Origin of the sequence: Corynebacterium glaucum (genome assembly GCF_030408855.1) — a bacterium.
GTDB classification, from domain to species: Bacteria; Actinomycetota; Actinomycetes; order Mycobacteriales; family Mycobacteriaceae; genus Corynebacterium; species Corynebacterium glaucum.
Genome location: NZ_CP047358.1, coordinates 2,337,126 through 2,351,305, shown reverse-complemented (window position 1 = coordinate 2,351,305; position 14,180 = coordinate 2,337,126). Strand labels below are relative to the sequence as shown.

The 14,180-nt window shown below is 63.7% G+C and carries 15 protein-coding genes; 7 read left to right on the top strand and 8 right to left on the bottom strand.

The window, feature by feature from the left end:
- Nucleotides 1-4: 4 nt before the first annotated feature.
- Entirely contained in the window at nucleotides 5-1,171 is a 1,167-nt protein-coding gene (locus tag CGLAUT_RS11365; protein ID WP_290185283.1) for an acyl-CoA dehydrogenase family protein, read from the bottom strand.
- Between the two features lie 393 nt (nucleotides 1,172-1,564).
- Here CGLAUT_RS11365 and CGLAUT_RS11360 point away from each other — a divergent pair, with 393 nt between their 5' ends.
- Both CGLAUT_RS11360 and ulaA read left to right on the top strand, forming a co-directional pair.
- On the top strand, nucleotides 1,565-2,362 hold the full coding sequence (locus tag CGLAUT_RS11360; RefSeq protein ID WP_290185281.1) for a PTS sugar transporter subunit IIAB: 798 nt from the start codon (nucleotides 1,565-1,567) through the stop codon (nucleotides 2,360-2,362).
- Nucleotides 2,359-3,933, top strand: a complete 1,575-nt coding sequence (gene ulaA / locus CGLAUT_RS11355; RefSeq protein ID WP_290185279.1) for a PTS ascorbate transporter subunit IIC — start codon at nucleotides 2,359-2,361, stop codon at nucleotides 3,931-3,933. The genes CGLAUT_RS11360 and ulaA overlap by 4 nt, the downstream gene beginning before the upstream one ends.
- On the opposite strand, the gene CGLAUT_RS11350 is transcribed toward ulaA, so the two are convergent.
- A complete protein-coding gene (locus tag CGLAUT_RS11350) occupies nucleotides 3,930-5,276 on the bottom strand; it encodes an LCP family protein (RefSeq protein ID WP_290185278.1) in 1,347 nt (448 codons plus the stop codon). The genes ulaA and CGLAUT_RS11350 overlap by 4 nt on opposite strands.
- A gap of 17 nt (nucleotides 5,277-5,293) precedes the next feature.
- On the bottom strand, nucleotides 5,294-5,992 hold the full coding sequence (locus CGLAUT_RS11345; protein ID WP_095660823.1) for a CPBP family intramembrane glutamic endopeptidase: 699 nt from the start codon (nucleotides 5,990-5,992) through the stop codon (nucleotides 5,294-5,296).
- A gap of 17 nt (nucleotides 5,993-6,009) precedes the next feature.
- Here CGLAUT_RS11345 and pheA point away from each other — a divergent pair, with 17 nt between their 5' ends.
- Nucleotides 6,010-6,927, top strand: coding sequence for a prephenate dehydratase (pheA, locus tag CGLAUT_RS11340; protein WP_290185277.1), 918 nt, complete (start codon nucleotides 6,010-6,012; stop codon nucleotides 6,925-6,927).
- Nucleotides 6,927-7,538, top strand: a complete 612-nt coding sequence (locus tag CGLAUT_RS11335) for a histidine phosphatase family protein (RefSeq protein WP_095660821.1) — start codon at nucleotides 6,927-6,929, stop codon at nucleotides 7,536-7,538. Before pheA ends, CGLAUT_RS11335 begins: the two co-directional genes overlap by 1 nt.
- 47 nt (nucleotides 7,539-7,585) lie before the next feature.
- Here the strand turns inward: CGLAUT_RS11335 and CGLAUT_RS11330 are convergent, their stop codons facing one another.
- From CGLAUT_RS11330 to CGLAUT_RS11320, 3 genes are read right to left on the bottom strand one after another with little or no spacing between them, the layout of a single operon-like run.
- Complete coding sequence (locus CGLAUT_RS11330; RefSeq protein WP_095661198.1) at nucleotides 7,586-7,933, bottom strand: metallopeptidase family protein; 348 nt, start codon at nucleotides 7,931-7,933, stop codon at nucleotides 7,586-7,588.
- Between the two features lie 21 nt (nucleotides 7,934-7,954).
- Entirely contained in the window at nucleotides 7,955-8,989 is a 1,035-nt protein-coding gene (locus CGLAUT_RS11325; RefSeq protein WP_095660820.1) for a septum formation family protein, read from the bottom strand.
- A 36-nt stretch (nucleotides 8,990-9,025) separates the two neighbouring features.
- Complete coding sequence (locus CGLAUT_RS11320) at nucleotides 9,026-9,766, bottom strand: GntR family transcriptional regulator (protein ID WP_095660819.1); 741 nt, start codon at nucleotides 9,764-9,766, stop codon at nucleotides 9,026-9,028.
- Between the two features lie 58 nt (nucleotides 9,767-9,824).
- Between CGLAUT_RS11320 and serS the strand changes: the two genes are divergently transcribed.
- From serS to CGLAUT_RS11305, 3 genes are read left to right on the top strand one after another with little or no spacing between them, the layout of a single operon-like run.
- Nucleotides 9,825-11,078 carry a serine--tRNA ligase gene (gene serS / locus CGLAUT_RS11315; RefSeq protein ID WP_095661197.1) on the top strand — a complete coding sequence of 418 codons (1,254 nt, stop codon included), beginning with the start codon at nucleotides 9,825-9,827 and terminating at the stop codon, nucleotides 11,076-11,078.
- A complete protein-coding gene (locus CGLAUT_RS11310) occupies nucleotides 11,075-11,917 on the top strand; it encodes a lysophospholipid acyltransferase family protein (protein ID WP_290185275.1) in 843 nt (280 codons plus the stop codon). Before serS ends, CGLAUT_RS11310 begins: the two co-directional genes overlap by 4 nt.
- A gap of 5 nt (nucleotides 11,918-11,922) precedes the next feature.
- Nucleotides 11,923-12,741, top strand: coding sequence for an HAD family hydrolase (locus CGLAUT_RS11305; protein ID WP_290185274.1), 819 nt, complete (start codon nucleotides 11,923-11,925; stop codon nucleotides 12,739-12,741).
- Here the strand turns inward: CGLAUT_RS11305 and CGLAUT_RS11300 are convergent.
- Together CGLAUT_RS11300 and CGLAUT_RS11295 are read right to left on the bottom strand one after the other, a co-directional pair.
- On the bottom strand, nucleotides 12,686-13,150 hold the full coding sequence (locus CGLAUT_RS11300; RefSeq protein WP_290185272.1) for a hypothetical protein: 465 nt from the start codon (nucleotides 13,148-13,150) through the stop codon (nucleotides 12,686-12,688). The genes CGLAUT_RS11305 and CGLAUT_RS11300 overlap by 56 nt on opposite strands.
- 36 nt (nucleotides 13,151-13,186) lie before the next feature.
- On the bottom strand, nucleotides 13,187-13,762 hold the full coding sequence (locus CGLAUT_RS11295; RefSeq protein WP_290185271.1) for a putative endonuclease domain-containing protein: 576 nt from the start codon (nucleotides 13,760-13,762) through the stop codon (nucleotides 13,187-13,189).
- Nucleotides 13,763-14,180: the final 418 nt, after the last annotated feature.

The following is a 14,180-nucleotide window of genomic DNA, read 5'->3' as shown; positions in this document are numbered from 1 at the left end:
CTCCTCACACGAACGCGGATTCGCCGGTGAGCGCGCGCCCAACGATGAGTTGGTTGATGTCGAAGGTGCCTTCGTAGGAGTAGATGGCCTCAGCGTCGTTGAAGATCTTGGCCATGCGGTAGTCCGAGATCAGGCCGTTGCCGCCCATGACCTCCCGGCCCAGTGCAACGGTCTCGCGCATGAGCTTCGAGGTGAATGCCTTCGCTAGCGCAGACTGCTCATTGTTTGCGGTGCCGCGGTCTTCCATGCGTGCTAGCTGCGCCATCATGGATTCGGAGGCCACCAGGTTGCCCTGCATCGTGGCAAGTTTGTTCTGATTCAGCTGGAAGGAAGAGATTTTCTTGCCGAATTGCAGGCGCTCGTCGGCGTAGTTCAGCGCAACATCGAGCGCGCCCATTTGTGTGCCGACGGCTTGCCAACCCACCGTGGAACGTGCGGATTTGAACACCTTGTTGATGTCTTTGAAGGAGTTCGCGTTGGCCAGCTTGTTCTCGTCGGGCACGAACACGTTGTCCAAGGTGATGTCGGCGTTTTGCACCGCACGAATCGCAACGCGGTTTTCCATCAGAGTTGCGGTGTAGCCCTCGGAATCAGTTTCTACGATGAAGCCCTTGACCTGCTCGTCTTCGGGGTCTCGCGCGTACACGGCCACGTAATCAGAAAACGTCGCGTTGCCAATCCAGCGTTTCGCGCCGTTGAGTACCCAACCACCGTCGACCTTCTGCGCCGTGGTTCGCATGCCTTGGGCCACGTCGGAGCCCGCCTCCGGCTCGGTAATGGCGAGCACACCGGTCTTGCGCACCGCGTACAGGTCACTGAGCCAACGCTCCTTTTGCTCGTCGGAGCCGAGCAACTCAATCGAGCCGGTGAACAGCCCGTCCTGGCCAGAGAAGAAGGTGCCCACGGAACCATCTGCGCGGTGGATTTCTGCTGCTACCAACCCGGCCAGCAAGCGGGAGCGTCCCTGTCCCCGGACCAGGCTGATGATGTTCAGCTCCGCAATCTCCGGCAGGAGTTGGTGGGGAAATTCCGCCCGGTTCCAGTGATCCACTGCGATCGGCAGCACGGAGCGCTGCGTCCAATCGCGGACCTTGTAGAGAATGTCTTTCTCTTCGGTCGAAAGCTCCCCTTCGAAATCGTAGAAATCGCCATTTGGGTAACGGCCAGCCATGTGCATCCTCCCATCACGAAACGTCCTATTCGAGTTTGGAAGTAGCTTAAGTCACACTAAGAGACAATCAAGATGCAAATTACACTTGAAGTCTCGGATTCGAGACACCCACAGCACCACGTTGCCCACCTCTTTGCCAACCTGGTTGCCCACATCGGTGTCCATGAACCCGCCGAACCGGATGGTCACCGTTTCTCGGCCGCCGCGCATGGCCAGCGGGATGCGCGTGAGGTTCCAGATGCGGTCGCCCTAGTCAAACACGAACATCGACGGCCCTGACGGATGGTCGGGGGAGATGATGCGGAAGTGGGCGTCGAAAAGCTGCATGCTTGTGAAAATAATCCCATGTCAAACGGGTACTTCGACCGCCGCCATTGGTTGTAATATTCAATCATGTCAGAGATCAATAAACTACTCGCGGATGAGTCGATCGATCTTGCGGGATCGGCATCCACATGGTCGGATGCGGTGCGGCGTGCAGGAGAGTTGCTCGAAGCCACCGGAAAGGTAGGTTCCGCCTACACCGAGTCGATGATCCGCAGTGTGGAAGAAAACGGGCCATACATTGTCGTGGCCCCTGGTTTTGCTTTTGCGCACGCCCGCCCCTCGGAGGCAGTGCATGAAACCACCATGTCGTGGCTCCGACTGGATCGGCCGGTTGAATTTGGGCACTCGAAAAATGACCCGGTCGACCTCGTTGTTGCACTTGCCGCGGTGGACTCAAAGTCGCACCAGAGGGCAATGGGGGAAATCGCCAATTTGCTAGCGAGGCGCCGCAGCGAGCTGAATGCTGCGCGCACACCCGATGAACTCAGAGAGGTGCTCACCGGAGGCGGCGAGACGGCGCAGGCGCGCTCCACCGAGTCTGGCTCGGGTGCGTCCGGCACGACGAAGAACAAGATCCTCACCGTTTGCGGCAACGGCCTTGGGACCTCCCTGTTTCTCAAGAACACGCTGGAGAGCGTGCTTAGCCAATGGGGCTGGGCCCCGTACATCACCGTCGAAGCTACGGACACCATCTCGGCGAAAGGTAAGGCCAAAGAGGCAGACCTAATTCTCACCTCCGGTGAGATCGCGCGCACTCTTGGTGACCTCGGAGTGCCGGTGCATGTGATCCAAGACTTCACCTCAAACGCTGAAGTTGACTCCGCGCTCCGCGAGCTCTACGACATTGAAGGGATGCAGTCATGAATCCGCTGATTGGATTTGCGCAATTCATAGTGAACGAGATTCTGGCGGTGCCAGCCTTCTTGATTGGCATCATCACCGCAGTCGGTCTCGCAGCGCTTCGGAAGTCCGCTGGTCAGGTTATCGGCGGCGCGATCAAAGCGACCCTTGGCTTCCTCCTGATCGGCGCGGGCGCAACCCTCGTTGTCGCCTCGCTTGAACCGCTCGGTGTGATGATCCAGGGGGCAACCGGCGCGCAAGGCGTGATCCCCACCAACGAAGCGATAGCCGGTATTGCTCAGCAGGAGTATGGCGCGCAGGTCGCGTGGCTGATGATTCTCGGCTTCGCTATCTCGCTCCTTCTCGCTCGAATCACCCCGTTGCGGTACGTGTTCCTCACCGGTCACCACGTCCTGTTTATGGCCACCATGATCACGATCATCCTGGCCACAGCCGGATACAACTCGTGGGTTGTCGTGCTCTTAGGCGCAGCGCTGCTGGGTGTGCTGATGGTGTCCCTGCCAGCGATCGCGCACCCGTGGACACGGCGAGTTACAGGTGATGACAGTATCGCCATCGGCCACTTCGGCACCGCCGGTTATGTTGCGGCCGGCGCAACCGGCAAGTTGGTGGGCGGTAAAGGCGAGAAGATGTCGCGCTCCACGGAGGACTTGAAACTTCCAGAAGGCCTGCGGTTCCTCCGTGACTCTATGGTGGCTACTGCGCTGTCGATGGTGCTCATGTACGTCATCATCGCTGCATTGCTCCACGCGCGTGTGGGCAGTGCAGAGGCTTTTGAGGCCTTCCCCGATGGCGCGGCAAATGTGGGCAATTACTACATGCAGGCAGTAACGCAGGGTCTGTCTTTCGGTGTGGCTGTCGCCGTGATCCTCTTCGGTGTGCGAACCATCTTGGGCGAGCTCATTCCCGCCTTCCAGGGCATCGCCGCGAAGGTGGTTCCCGGTGCGATTCCTGCGCTGGATGCGCCGATCGTCTTCCCTTACGCGCAGAATGCGGTGCTCATCGGCTTCATTTCATCGTTCGTCGGCGGCCTGCTGGGTCTTGCCGTGCTTGCTGCGTGGCTGAATCCTGCGTTCGGCATCGCACTTATCCTGCCCGGCCTCGTTCCCCACTTCTTCACCGGTGGTGCCGCTGGCGTCTACGGCAACGCAACGGGTGGAAGGCGCGGCGCGGTCTTTGGCGCGTTTGTGAACGGCCTGCTCATCACCTTCCTGCCCGCGTTCTTGCTCCAAGTACTCGGCGCATTCGGCTCGGAGAACACGACCTTCGGCGACGCGGACTTTGGCTGGTTCGGAATTCTGCTTGGCCTAGCCACGCGCGCGCCGGGCGTAATCGGCATCATCGTGGTGGCCGTCCTTGGTCTTGCTGTGTTCGGCCTCGGTCTGTTCTCTCAGAAGCGCCTTGTTGAGGGCAACTGGGATCCGACACCGCACCGGACCCCGGTGAGTTCAACTGCAGAAGCGATTGGTGTGTCAACCGCCGAAAGCACCAACAAGAGCGTGACTACCCGCAAGTACCCGAAGATTGCGCCGCCAGTCGGTGCGCCGGTACCTCCCGCGCGGATCGATTCTTAACGCAGCGAGTTGAACAGCTCGGCGGCCGCAGCGTCGTCCCACAGCACAACGTTGCCCACTTCGGTGTCCATGAACCCGCCGAGCGGAATGGTCTCCGTCTCCAGGCCGCCGCGCATGGCCAGCGGGATGCGCGCGAGGTTCCAGATGTGGTCGCCCTGGTTCACCACGAACATCGACGGCACCGTCCAGGCAAGCGGGATCAGGCGGAACGGGTTGAGCAGCACGCCCGGCGACATGACCTTGCTCATCAGCGCGCCGAGGAACTCGCGCTGGCGGGCCACGCGATCGAGATCGCCCTGCGCCGTCGCACGCGTACGCACGTAGCCCAGGCCGGTTGCGCCATCCATGTTCTGACAGCCGGGCTGGAGGTTGATGTTGGCCAGCGGGTCGTCAATCGGCTCGGCCACGCAGATTTCCACGCCGCCGACTGCGTCCACCACGTTCGCCAGGCCGCCCATGCCAATCTCCGCGTAGCGGTGCACCCGCAACCCCGTCGCTTGCTCCACCGTGTTCACCAGCAGCGGCGCGCCACCATACGCAAACGCGGCATTGAGCTTGTCGTAGCCGTACCCCGGGATCTCCACGTAGCTGTCACGCGGCAGCGACACCAACGTCGCCTTCCCCGAGCGCGGAATGTGCAGCAGCATTACGGTGTCCGTGCGCGTCGAGCCGATGTCGCCGCCCGTTCCCAGCCGCTCCACATCGTTCTCAGTCAGGCCGGTCCGAGAATCCGAACCCACCAGCAGCCAGTTCGTCCCCGAAGTATTCGCCACCCGGTCCGCCGGCATCGCCTGGATGCGGGACATGCGGGCATCCAGCAACAAGCCCCCCACCAAGGTCAGGACCAGGAGGGTGGCAAGGACCGCAAAGCACCCAGGAGCTTTTGCTTTTCGACGCCTCCTTGAACGCCTCGACACCTGCGAGCGCCCACCACTTTCGACGTGCATCGGCACGTCCACGGCAGGCTCGTCGTGATAGGCGTCGTACACGTGCGGGGAGTGCTGCACTTGGCGCTGTTGGGCGCGCACCCGTTGCTGCACAGGCCGCTGCTGCGTGGCCGGGCTCGGCATCTGCTGCCGCGGGCGCGGCCGCGCTTCCTGCTGCGGCACGACCCGCGTCTGTTCTCGAGCCGCTTGCCGTTGCTGCTCCTGGCGCTGCTGGTGCGGCGTGCGCCGCGGTTCATACTCGCCGCGGGGGCGCTCAGGCTGTTTGGCGCTTGCTTCGCGACGACGCACCGGACGCCCGTACCGGTCCACGATTGGACGACCGTCTTTCCCCAGCACGTAGTCGCCAAGGTTGTCCCGGGGGTCGTTGGAGTGGGGTGAATGTCCGGTCGTTGACATGGGGACAGTGTAGACCCCTAAATTCCAAGCCAGGACAAATCAAGTAGCGGGTAGGCGACAAACGCAACGGCGTCGATAAGAAAGTGCGCGAGTACCAGCGGCCAGACCCGCCCCGTCTTGTGGAAGTACCACGCGAACACCACGCCCATGACCAGGTTGCCAAACCCTGCGGAGAAGCCCTGGTACAGGTGGTAGGAGCCGCGCAGCGCCGCCGAAGCCGCGATCGCCTGCCACGGCTTCCACCCCAATTGGCCGAGGCGCGTGAGCAGGTACATCACCACCACGACTTCCTCGCCGAAGCCGTTCGCAAACGCCCACAGCAGCGACGTCGGAATCTGCACCGCATCCGTAGCCGGCACTACGACCTTGCTCAACCCCAGGTGCACCGCTGAGACGTACAGCGCCAGCCCGGGCAACCCTATCAACGCGGCGAACCCGGCACCGCGTCCCAGATCGCGCCACGTTGGCCAGCGCCAACGCTCTCCCAGCAGATACCAGGCCAGGCCGCCCCAACCCACCAACACAAAGGCGGATGTGAGTTGAAGCGCGAGGTCGAGCCAGGAGACGCTGGACTGGGCGTCGACAAGCACTGTCTTTTGCTCATTGAGCGGCGCGGTGAGCAACGAGTCCACCAAGCGCAATGCCGCGCGCAGGCCTGAGGTGCCGAAAGTGATCACGAGGACCAGCACGACTTCGAGTCCCAAGCGCCTGCGCATGCGGTAACTTTAGCGCCGTGACACGCATCGCGTACCTCGGACCTGCCGGCACGTTCACCGAAGCCGCCGCGCGCCGCTTCGACCTGCCCGACCCGGACTTCGTGCCGGTTGATTCGCCCGCGGCCGCGCTCGATGCGGTGCGCGCCGGCGAGGCAGAATTCGCGGTGGTCGCGATTGAGAATTCTGTCGACGGTGCGGTGACCTCGACCTCCGACGCGCTCGTCGAGTCCGGCGTGCAGATTCTCGCGGAGACGGAGCTGGAGATCGCCTTTGCGATCATGAGCCGGAGGGACTTTTCGCTTGACGACGCCTCGTCGCTGACGACCCACCCAGTGGCCTACCAGCAGGTCAAGGGCTGGGTTTCGAAACGTTTGCCGGGAGTGAAGTTCGTCTCGGCGTCCTCGAACGCGGCCGCCGCGCGGATGGTGGCGGACGGTGAGGCCGATGTCGCAGCCGCCCCGGAGCGCGCCGCGGAGATCTTCGACCTTGAGGTCCACGCGCGCGGAGTAGCGGATATGGATTCCGCGCGCACCCGTTTCGTGCTGGTCGGGCCGGTTCGTGTGCCCCCGGCGCGCACCGGCAACGACCGCACCTCGATCGTGTTCCAGACCCCGAACGAGCCCGGCACGCTTGTGGCAATCCTGCAGGAGTTCGCGTACCGCGGGGTGGACATGTCCCGCATTGAGTCGCGCCCGACGCGCCAGGAGCCGAACACGTACAACTTCTTCGTTGACCTGGTCGGCCACGTCGACGACGCGCCCGTCGCCGAAGCGATGCGCGGCGTGTATCTGCGCGCGAGCTGGGTTAGATTCCTCGGCTCCTGGCCGAAGGCGTCCGGGGCGCCGGCGCCGGTGGATCAGACCCGCATCGCCGACGCTGAGGCTTGGGTGCGCGCCGCCCGCGAGGGCCAGACGCAGACGGAAGGGGAACGCTGATGCTGATCTTGATGCGCCACGGGCAGACCACCTCGAACGTCGACCGCATGCTGGACACGCAGCTGCCGGGCGCGGCGCTCACCGAACTCGGGGAGGAGCAGGCGCGTGCGGCGGGCCGCGAGATTCTCGCGAACTACACCGTTGACCGGGTGATTTCCTCCGAAGCGCTGCGCGCGCGTCAGACCGCGGCACTGGCATTCGGCGAGCACTTCGACGTGATTCCCGCGGTGCCCGGGATCAAAGAAGTCGATGCCGGCCGCTGGGAGATGCATAACTCCCACGAAGCGCACGAGGCGTACCTGCAGTGCTTCCGCGGATTCTACCGCCGCGAGCCGGAGGCCTCCATCGAAGACGGCGAGACGTTCGCGTACTTCATGGAGCGCTATACGGGCGCGGTCATGCCCTACGTTGAACAAGGCGGAACCACTGTCGTGGTCTCGCACGGTGGCGCGATCCGCGCATTTGCGGCGAACGCCACCCACGGCAGGGGAATCACCCCTGAGTATGCCGAGCGTTCCTACCTGCCCAACTGCTCCTACGTGGTCCTCGACACCGAGGGCGAGTTCGGCCACTGGCACGTGCGCAAGTGGGCTGACCACGCACTTCCTTAGCTCTCTCCCTAGTGCCGCCCATGGTGGCACTACCACCTGGGGTGGCATCACCCCCAGCCGAGTTCGTGCAGCTCGTGCTCCTCGAGCCCGAAGTAGTGGCCCACCTCGTGCAGTACGGTCACGCGCACCTCGCGGCGCAGCTCCTCTTCATTCGAGCACATCGCCTCAAGCGCGTCTTTGTAGACAAACACCGCATCGGGCAAAAATCCCGTGTGGTTCGCCTGCTTCTCCGGCAGCGGCACGCCCTCGAACAGCCCAAGCAGCGTCGGGTTGTCGTAGTTGAAGTCGCGCGCGAGCACGACCATGTTTGTCATGTGGCGCGCGAACTCCTCGGGGATGGTGTCCAGGGCGTCGTTGATCATTTCCTCGAACTCCGCCTGGGTCACTGGCATCATCGCCATGCGCACATTCTCCCGTTACTGCGCTGCGGCGGGCGGTTGCTCGGAAGCTTCGCGCAGGGGTCGGCGATCGGGTTGCTCGGGCGGGGCGGCGCCGTCGATAAGCAAATGCTCCCGACCGTCGACTGCTGAGCCAACGAGCTCCGCGAACTGCCCACCTTCACGCGGGGCGACCAACGCGCAGTTCACCGAGCGCGAGCCGCCTTCCCACGCCTCTGTGCGCTGCGTGGTCCAGAACGGGTCGAGCCCGATTTGGTACAGGTTCTCTTCGCCGCCGAGGTAGTCCTGCGCGGCCGCGGTGCACACATCACCGAGGTGCGCGTCCTGCTCGTCCACATTCGGCGTGTGGTCGGCGAAAACCGGCTTTAGGTCAACCGTCGCTGTGATTTCCAGCTGGTGCGGCTCGGCGCACTCGACTGGTGTGAGCGTGTTCGCGGCGTCGATGGTCAGGCACTCGCCGGTCTCAAACACGCGCGCCTGATCCTGATCCGCGACGTATCCCGAGGTGAAGACGAGTTCGCCGTTGCGGTCGGTCTCCTGCAAACCGCACAGCATCGTGCGGTCGCCCTTCTCCCACGCGGATGCCGGCGGCAGAATCGGCGCGATGGAGTAGCGCCCGTTCGGGTCGTACTTGCCGTCGAGGTAGCGCACGGTCGCCGCGCCGCACAGCTCTTCGCGCAGCTGCGCCTGCCGCGTCTGGCTCGGCATCGCCGCGTCCGGGCCGAACTCGGAAGTCGGGTAGGTGCCCAGGTCCTCGCGCAGGGCCACCTCGAAGCGGTGCGGCCCCTCGCAGTCGGCCTGCTCGAAGTTGCTGATCGAGCCGTCGTCCTTCACCTCCCAGGTCAGGCAAGAGCCCTGGTCGGCAGTGGTAAAGGTCGTCGGAGTTTCGCTTATCGACGTCTCCTTGGTCGCCGTCGTCGACGATTCCGCCTGCGGTTGCTCCCGGGTGCCATTTTCCGCGACCATCGAGTACGACCCGATGCCCACAGCGCCGGCGAGGGCCGCGATGGTGAACGCGCGTCCCGCCAAGGTGCGTGAAACTGGTGAAGCCATAGCTTTTAAGCGTAGTCTACGTGGCTGACTGATCCCTTAATCGAGCGCTCGGACGACGCGGGTGCGAAGGCGGTAGCGGTCGGTGCGGTAGACGGAGGTGCAGTACTCGATCGGCGTGGCCCCGCCCGAGGTCTCGCTCACTGCGCGGCGGATAACGTGCAACAGGGGAGTAGTCGCGGTGGTGTCCAAGAGGCTGGCGTTGGTATTGCCGGCTGGGACGGCGGAGACGATCTGTTCGGCTTCGGTGACCACAATCTCGTATATTTCCTCCAGCACGTTGTAGACGGACTGGTCGACGTCGTGGTCGAGCAGGTCGGGTACGTGGTCGGCGTTGTACCAGGCGTCGTCGATGGCGTAGGGCTCGTTGTCGCCGAGGCGCAAGCGGCGCAGGCGCACGTGTGGCGTTTCTGCGTCCGTGCCGAAGAATTCGGCCACTTCCTCTGGCGGCACGGCAATGTCTGACGTGAGGATCCTCGACGACGCGGCAACGTTCAGGTGCCGCATCTCATCCGACAGGCTGGCCAGGTGGGTGCGGCTAACCAGCTGGCTGGGTGCGACGAAGGTGCCCTTGCCCCGGACACGCTTGAGCTTGCCTGCGGCGACGAGATCCCCAATCGCGCGGCGCACCGTAATCCGCGAAACCCCGAACTCGTCCTCCAGCGCGCGCTCGCCCGGCAGGGGGTCGCCGGGTTTGAGCTCATCTCCGATGCGGCGCTCGAGGATTTGGCGCAGCTGCGCGTGCTTCGGGGTGGGCCCGTCGGTGATCATGCGCTCCATTTTATGGAGCTGGTTATTACCAGTAAAGGTGAACGTGAACACGGTAGAGTCTCAAGGCGTGATCGATCTTAAGAGTGTGCGCGAAAACCCTGACCACGTTCGCCAATCCCAGGTCGCCCGAGGCGAAGACCCGGGCTTGGTAGATCAGCTGCTGGCCGCCGACGAAGCCCGCCGTGCCGCCATCCAGACGGCTGATGAGCTGCGCGGAGAGCAGAAGGCGTTTGGCAAGAAGATCGGCCAGGCGGCACCCGAGGATCGTCCTGCGCTGCTCGAGGGATCGAACGAGCTGAAGCACCGCGTCAAGGAAGCCGAAGCCGCCGAGGCTGAAGCCGCTGAAGCGGTCGCGCGACTGCAGGTGGCTATCCCGAACCCGATCCAAGGCGCGCCGGCCGGCGGCGAGGAGGACTTCGAGGTCCTCGAGCACGTCGGCGAGGTTCCCGAATTCGACTTTGAGGTCAAAGACCACCTCGACCTGGGCGAGGCGCTTGGCATCATCGACATGGCCCGTGGCGCAAAGGTCGGCGGCGCGCGCTTCTACTACCTGGTCGGCGACGGGGCCTGGATGCAGCTGGGCATGCTCATGCTCGCAGCTCAGAAGGCGCGTGAAGCAGGATTCAAGGTCATCGTCCCGCCGGTGCTCGTGCGCCCGGAGATCATGGCCGGCACCGGCTTCCTCGACGAGCACGACGAGGAGATTTACTACCTCGAGCGCGATGAGCTCTACCTCGTGGGCACGTCCGAGGTGGCGCTTGCCGGTTACCACCGAGACGAGATCATCGATCTCTCAGATGGTCCTCTGCTTTACGCCGGGTGGTCGAGCTGCTTCCGTCGAGAAGCTGGCTCTTACGGCAAGGACACGAAGGGCATTCTGCGTGTCCACCAGTTCGACAAGCTGGAGATGTTCGTTTACTGCAAGCCCGAAGATGCCGAGGAGATGCACCAAAAGCTGCTCGGCCTCGAGCGCGAAATGCTCGAGCAGGTCGAGGTGCCGTATCGCATTATCGACGTCGCGGCCGGCGATCTCGGATCTTCCGCGGCGCGGAAATTCGACACCGAGGCGTGGGTGCCGTCTCAGAACACCTACCGCGAGCTGACCTCGACCTCGAACTGCACCACGTTCCAGGCGCGCCGCCTGAATACCCGCTACCGCGACGCGGACGGCAAGACGCAGACCGCGGCGACGCTCAACGGCACCCTGGCCACCACGCGCTGGCTGGTGGCCATCCTGGAGAACCACCAGCAGGCCGACGGCTCCGTCGTCGTGCCCGAGGCGCTGCGTCCGTGGGTGGGCAAGGACGTGCTGACACCGTGAAAACCTACCTGGGCTTCCACGTCCCGGACGACTTCGAGCCGGTCCCGGACCACCCGAGCGAATCGCGCGAAGGGCTCTACCCGGCCACGGTGCGCATGGCGCGGCGTTTTCTGCACGTATCCAACATCGACGTCACGGTGTACGGCACCGAGCACATCCCGGCAACGGGCGGCGCGCTGCTCGCCGGCAACCACACCGGCTACTACGACTTCATCCTCGCCGCGGTCGGCCCGCACCTGCGCGGGCAGCGCCTCGTGCGCTACATGGCGAAGAAGAGCGTCTTCGACGTCAAACTTCTCGGCCCGATCTTGCGCAGGATGCGCCACGTGCCGGTGGATCGCAAGCGCGGCGGCTCCTCCATCGATGCCGCCGTACGCGAGCTTCAAGACGGCATGCTCGTGGGCATCTTCCCGGAGGCGACGATCTCGCGCTCCTTCGAGCTCGCGAACTTCAAAACCGGCGCGGCGCGCATCGCGTACGCCCCCGACGTGCCGCTCGTCCCGTGCGTCATCTGGGGCTCGCAGCGGCTGTGGACGAAAGACCTGCCGAAGCGCTTCCGCAACGTGCCGGTGATCATCCGCTACGGCGCGCCCGTGGAGCTCACCGGGGACGCCGAAGCAGATACCGCACGCTTGAAAGCTGACATGCAGGCGCTGCTCGACACCACCCGCGCCGAGTACGCCGAGGCCCACGGTTCCGGCGAGGGCGAGGGTTGGATGCCGGTGGCGCTTGGAGGCACCGCCCCGACCGTGGAGGAGGCCGACGAGATCTACCGCCTCGAGCGCGCGGCTCGAGAAGAGAAGAAGGCGAAGAAGGCGCGTCGGAAGGGGCGTCGATAAGCGAAATGCCCCCGAAACTGATCATCAGTGACATTGATGGGACCTTCCTGAACTCCAAAGGCCGCGTCACCCCGCGGCTGCGCGACGTGGTTGCGCGGGCCGTGCGAGCTGGGGCTTTTTTCGGCATAGCGACGGGTAGGCCGCATCAATGGCTGCTGCCAGTGCTGGACCAGCTGCCGTTCGCCCCGCCGTGCGTGTGCGCGAACGGTGCGGTGGTGTACGACCCGGGGAGCGACGCCGTCCTGCGCGCGTTTGAGCTGGCGCCGGACACGATGGCCTCGGTGGTCAGCGAGGTGGAGCGGGTGCTGCGCGGCGTGGAGCATGGCTACGGGGTGGAGCGCGTGGGGCAAAGCGCGCTGGATCCGGAGGACGAGTGTTTCCTGATCACGCCGAGCTACAACCGCGACGCGTGGGACTCGCGGTTCGGGGTGGTGACGGTGGAGGAGCTGGTTTCAGTGCCCGCGGCGAAACTACTTGTGCGCTGCCCGGCGATGACGTCTGCGGAGATGTTTGAGCTGGTCGCGCCGGTAGTTGATCCGGACGAAGCGCACGTGACGTACTCGATGGATGAGGGGTTGCTCGAGTTCTCGCAACCCGGTGTCAACAAGGCGACCGGGGTGTCGGTGCTGGCGGCGCAGTACGGGGTTGCGCCGGAGGAGATTGTGGCGTTCGGGGATATGCCCAATGACCTAGAGATGCTCGCGTGGGTGGGCATGGGCGTAGCGATGGCGAACGCTTCGCCGGTGCTGTTGGATGCCGCGGATCACGTCACGGTGTCGAACGACGAGGACGGCGTGGCGGCTGTACTCGAGCACTGGTTCTGAGCAGGAGCAGGCCCCTGAGCGTGAGGAGCTGGCCGAGCGCGGCGACGGCGAAGATAAAGATCATTAGCCACGGGTTGGGCCAAAAGAACCGAACGAACAGGTAGAACCCTGTCCCCAGTGCCCAGGATGCGACGTGGCCGAAAGTCATGAGTTTCGCTGAGTGACTCCAGTCTTTGGCAATGCCGCGCATGCCCAGCCCAATCACCGCGCCGACCAACGCGACCGCCATGAATGCGATGCCTGGGATGAGGTAGAAGACCGAGAACTTCTCGTCCAGGTCGATGTAGGTTCCAGTAGCCAACGCCCACACCATCGACACGACAACGTACGTGATGGCGACAGCTGCTCCTGCGACGGAGATCGCGGAGATCACCGCGAGCGTCTTTTCCGCTGCGTTGGTTGCACCCATGGGTGCGATAATAGTGCGGTGTGTAGGGCCCGCGGCTTACGCCGGCCGCGCCACCGGCACGGGGTACATCTCGAGCAGTCGCTTGAGCTTCTGAATGAACTCGCCCGACGTTACGTCTTTCCAGGTCACGCGCAGCACCACGAGGCCGCGGTTCTGCAGCTCGCGTTCCCGGTGGCGTTCGGAGCGGGTGATCGTGTCCTCGTCTCCGTACTCGCCGCTCGTCTTCACGGCTCCATCCGCCTCGATGACAATGAAGCCGTTCAACAGGGCGTCGACAATAGCTTTGGTGCGCTCCCCGTACTGATCGGTGATGGTGAAGGCGACCTGGTGCTCGATGGATTGGATGCCGGTGAGCGTGCCGTCCTGCATAGCCTGCAAGATCGCGTCGCGCACGAGCGTTTCGAGCGGGCTTTGACAGGTGTCGCAGGAGTAGCGGATGAGAGCTTCGAACTCTCGAATTCCATTGCCGCGGGTGATGTTTGAGGTGCGGGAAAGTAACGCTTTCACCGAGAGGTCTTTGTGCTTCCAACGGGCGGACTCGATCTGCACGAGCGCCTCGGTGCGTCCGTGGTACCGGTACGAGTCGAATAGGCACCGCGCAAGGCTAGCCACGCGAAACCCGTGGTAGTCGCTCAATTCCTGTTCGGTAATTTTTGCGCTGCGGTAGACGCGGTCGGGGTAAGGCCGCTGTGTGCCCCATGAATTCGAACAGCCCGGTAGTACGAGGTCGACCTGCTCTATCCAGGAATAGGTGGATAGTCCTAAGAGTCTCGCCCCCGCTGGGCCGGTAATCACAGCTTTTCTTGTTGCAATGGCGACCCGATCGATGAGCTTGAGTTCCTGTTGTTTACGTTTCGCTATTTTCGAAGTAGATGTCATAGCGCGATGATGGACTAGTTCTGTCGGAAATGGAAGCCCCTGTGTCAGCGCTGCGGATAGCCCGGTGGATAACCCGGTTGTAGAGGGGTCCGAAACTGTGGAAGGTGAAAGCCCAGGTCGCCTCGCCGCTATCCATCGACCCCTCTACAAC